Here is a 3679-nt window from a genome sequence, read left to right as displayed (position 1 = left end):
CGCCCCGGCCCAGAGGGGGCTACGAGGGGGGCCAGAGGGGGGGGCTACGAAGGGGCTAAATCCGCGGCCCAGAGGGCTAAAGAGCAGTCCATGTCTGGAGGGCGGGCAGACGGCGGCCCTAGGTTCGCTGCGGGTGCCTGCTGCGTCGTGCGCGGGAACCTCGGAGCAGGTCTCGTCATGAGGAGCGAAGTGAGCAGTCGATCTCGGGCCAGCAGTGGTCACGCAGTCGAGTCCGTGCCGCCGGCACGGAGGTGGGTGCGGACGGCGATGGTGGGGCTGGTCGCCGGCGCCCTGAGCGGCACCTCGCTCGCCGTCCAGCCGGCCACGGCGGCGGTGGGTGAGACGATCACCGGTTCTGCGTGGCAGGACTACGACGCCAACGGTGTGTTCGACACCTACGAGCAGCCGCTGGCCGGGGTCGAGGTGTATGCCTACGACTCCGAGGGCAACGTCGCCGGCCCGGCGACGACCACCGCGAGCGGCGCCTACAGCATCGCCACCACCTCCGACGCGGAGCAGTGGCGGGTGGAGGCCGACGTGCCCGACACCGCGGAGTGGGACGCCTGGCGTGACGGCGCGAACGGGGCCGACCACCGTTCGACGGTGCAGTTCGTCACCACGGTGCCGGCCGGCGAGGTCGACTTCGCCTTCCAGGTGCCGGGCACCTACGTGGAGAACAACCCGCTGATCTACCTGCCCGAGTACCACTCCGGTCCCGCCGACGGCCCGAACGCCGGCGCGCGAGCCGGCGGGGTGCTGCGGTACGAGGCTGAGAGCCCGGCCGACTACGAGACCGTGCCCACCACGATGGACGTGCCCTTCGGCCAGGTGGGCGCGACCAACGGCTCGGCCTGGCAGCGTCCCACCAGCCCTGACGACTTCGGCTCGCTGTTCGTCGCCGCCTACGTCCGCCGGCACTCCGGCCTCGGTCCGGGCGGCATCGGCGCCATCTACCAGGTGGAGCCGAACGGTGCCGACGCCACCGCGCCCACCGGGACCGCCCAGCTGTTCGTCGACCTCACCGACTACGGCATCGACCTGGGTCCGGAGTACGACGACGGCGCCGGGCAGACGGCCACCGGTATCCGGCCCAGGCCTTCCCTGGAGCCCGGCAGCGACTACATCAACCCGGCCTACGACTGGATCCGCGACTCCCAGGCCTGGGACAAGGTCGGGCGGACCGGGTTGGGCACCATCGCCTTCTCCTCCGACGAGCGCTACCTGTTCGCGGTCAACCTCTACAACCGCTCGATCGTGCGGATCGAGGTGGACAAGCCGGCCACCCAGGTGCTGTCGGTGGAGGAGTTCGACCTGGACCAGTACTTCCCCGACGACGGTGAGCTGCGCCCCTACGGCGTCTCGGCGAACCCGCTGACCAATGAGTTGTACCTCACGGTCACCCGGACCGCCGAGATCAGTGAGGACAGCGAGCAGCTGCACGGCTACGTCTACCGGTTCGCCGCCGAGCAGCCCGACGAGCTCGACCAGGTGCTCGACTTCCCGCTGAACTGGGAGCGCTACTACGACGTCGAGCAGCCTGAGGGCAACGTCGTCGCCGAGAACGACTACAAGTTCAAGTTCTGGACGACCGACCCGGCGAAGGCCCTGGCCACCGCCGGCGTCCCGGACAACCAGGGGCACCGTCCGACGCCGGTGATGGCCGACGCGAAGTACCTGCACGGCAACCTGATCATCGGGATCCGCGATCTCTGGGGTGACACCCTGGGTGCGAACACCTACTACGGCCCGACGCCGGGCAACCCGATCGACGACCGGATGACCAGCATCCGCGCCGGCGGTGAGATCCTGATGGCCGCCCCGAGCGCCGACGGCTCCGGCTGGGAGATCGAGAACAACGGCGTCGCCGGCGGCGTCACCGGAGCGGGCAACCCGGCCGAGGAGTGGGGCCCGGGAGGCTGGAAGTACTTCGACGACTCCTGGCGGGCTGGCGGCGTGACCGCCGTCCACGACCGGCAGGCGCTCGGATCGCTGCTCGTGCTGCCCAGCCGGGACGACGGCGTGCTCTCCACCGCGGTCCACGCGGCCGGCGGCTCGATCCAGGTCGGTATCCGGCGCTTCTACCAGGCCACGGGTGCCCACTACGACCCGCGCGGCGCGACCACCGTCCAGTTCACGAACACCGGTGAGCCCATGGTGACGGCCAAGGGCAACGGTCTCGGTTCGATGACCGCGCTCGCCTCGGCGGCGCCGATCGAGATCGGCAACTACGTGTGGTTGGACGTCGACAAGGATGGTGTGCAGGACGCGGACGAGCCTCCGGTGGAGGGTGCGACGGTGAACCTGTACGCGGCTGACGCGGACGGGAACCGGACTGGTGATCCGATCGCGACGGTGCTGACTGATGCGGAGGGGCAGTACTACTTCACCTCCGCCGCGCACGGTGTCCGGGCGCAGACCCGGTATGTGATCGGGGTGGACAACCCGGCCGACTTCGAGGCTGGTGGGGTGCTGGAGAGCTGGGTGCCGACCAGCCCGGACACGGGTGATGAGGCCAGCACCGATCCGGATCGCAACGATTCGGACGGGATCGTGGACGAGGCGAACGGGTTCCCGTATGCCGCGGTGACCACCGGTGATCTGGGTGACAACGACCACACGTTCGACTTCGGTTTCTGGTACTGGACGCCGGCGTTCGACAAGAGCCTGGTGTCGGTGACGGAGAACCCGGAGGACGACGGCACCTGGGAGGTCGTCTACGGGCTGTCGGTGACGAACGAGGGCCCCTCGGCCGGTGAGTACGACCTGTCTGACGACCTGACCCAGATGGGTGAGGGGATCGTGCTGGAGTCCGTCACGGCTTCCGGGCCGGAGGGTGTGGAGCTGCCCGGTGGGGTGGCGCTGAACGAGGGCTTCGACGGCGCGGACGACCAGCTCGTGATCGCCGACGTGCCGATCGAGGGCGCGGGGATGACCTTCGACGAGGAGGTCGCTCCGTCCGGCGAGTGGGTGATGGGTGAGCCGGTCACGCACGAGTACACGGTGACCGCCACGGTCTCGTTGGAGACCGACGAGGCCGGTGTGGTGGTCCCGCCGGTGGAGAACCTGACCTGTCAGCCGGCTGCCGGTGGGGGTTCGACCCCGGGCAGTGGTGCCTACAACGCCGCGACCCTGTCGCCGGACGGTCTGGACGACCTGGTCGACGACGCCTGCCCGTCGCTGCCGTATGTCGACATCGAGAAGATCCTCGACGGTGAGCCGGCTCCGGTGGCTGGTGAGCCGGGGATCTGGGAGGTCCGTTACCTGCTGACGGTCTCCAACCCGTCGGAGGTCGACACCGACTACGACCTGACTGATGAGTTCCGGTTCGGTGCGGGCATGACGATCGAGGAGGACTCGGTCTCGGTGGCCAGTGTCGATCCGGCTGGGATCGAGGTCTCGGAGTCCTGGAACGGTGTCGACGACACGGTGGTCGTGGAGGACGAGCCGATCACCGCCGGTGCTCAGCACACCTACTCGGTGACCGCCCGCTTCGCCCTCGATCTGGCCTCGGCACCGACCGAGCCGGTGAGCAGCGATTGCGAGCTGGGTGCTGGTGAGGACGGGACCGGGCTGCGGAACGAGGCTGGTGTGTCGTTCAACGGCTACGACAACGTCGATGATGCGTGCGCGGAGACCGGTGAGCCGGAGATCGAGAAGTCGGTGGTGTCGGCTGAGCCGA

At 69.1% G+C, this 3679-nt stretch carries 1 protein-coding gene; it reads left to right on the top strand.

The features are described from left to right. Positions 1-255: 255 nt before the first annotated feature. Positions 256-3679: SdrD B-like domain-containing protein (locus DVA66_RS18175; RefSeq protein WP_332872886.1), on the top strand; the 3424-nt coding region annotated here is incomplete at its 3' end.

Source organism: Desertihabitans aurantiacus (assembly GCF_003344635.1).
Classification (GTDB): Bacteria; Actinomycetota; Actinomycetes; order Propionibacteriales; family Propionibacteriaceae; genus Desertihabitans; species Desertihabitans aurantiacus.
The sequence above is the reverse complement of the archived record's forward strand: the minus strand, read 5'-3'. Positions and strand labels throughout refer to the sequence as shown.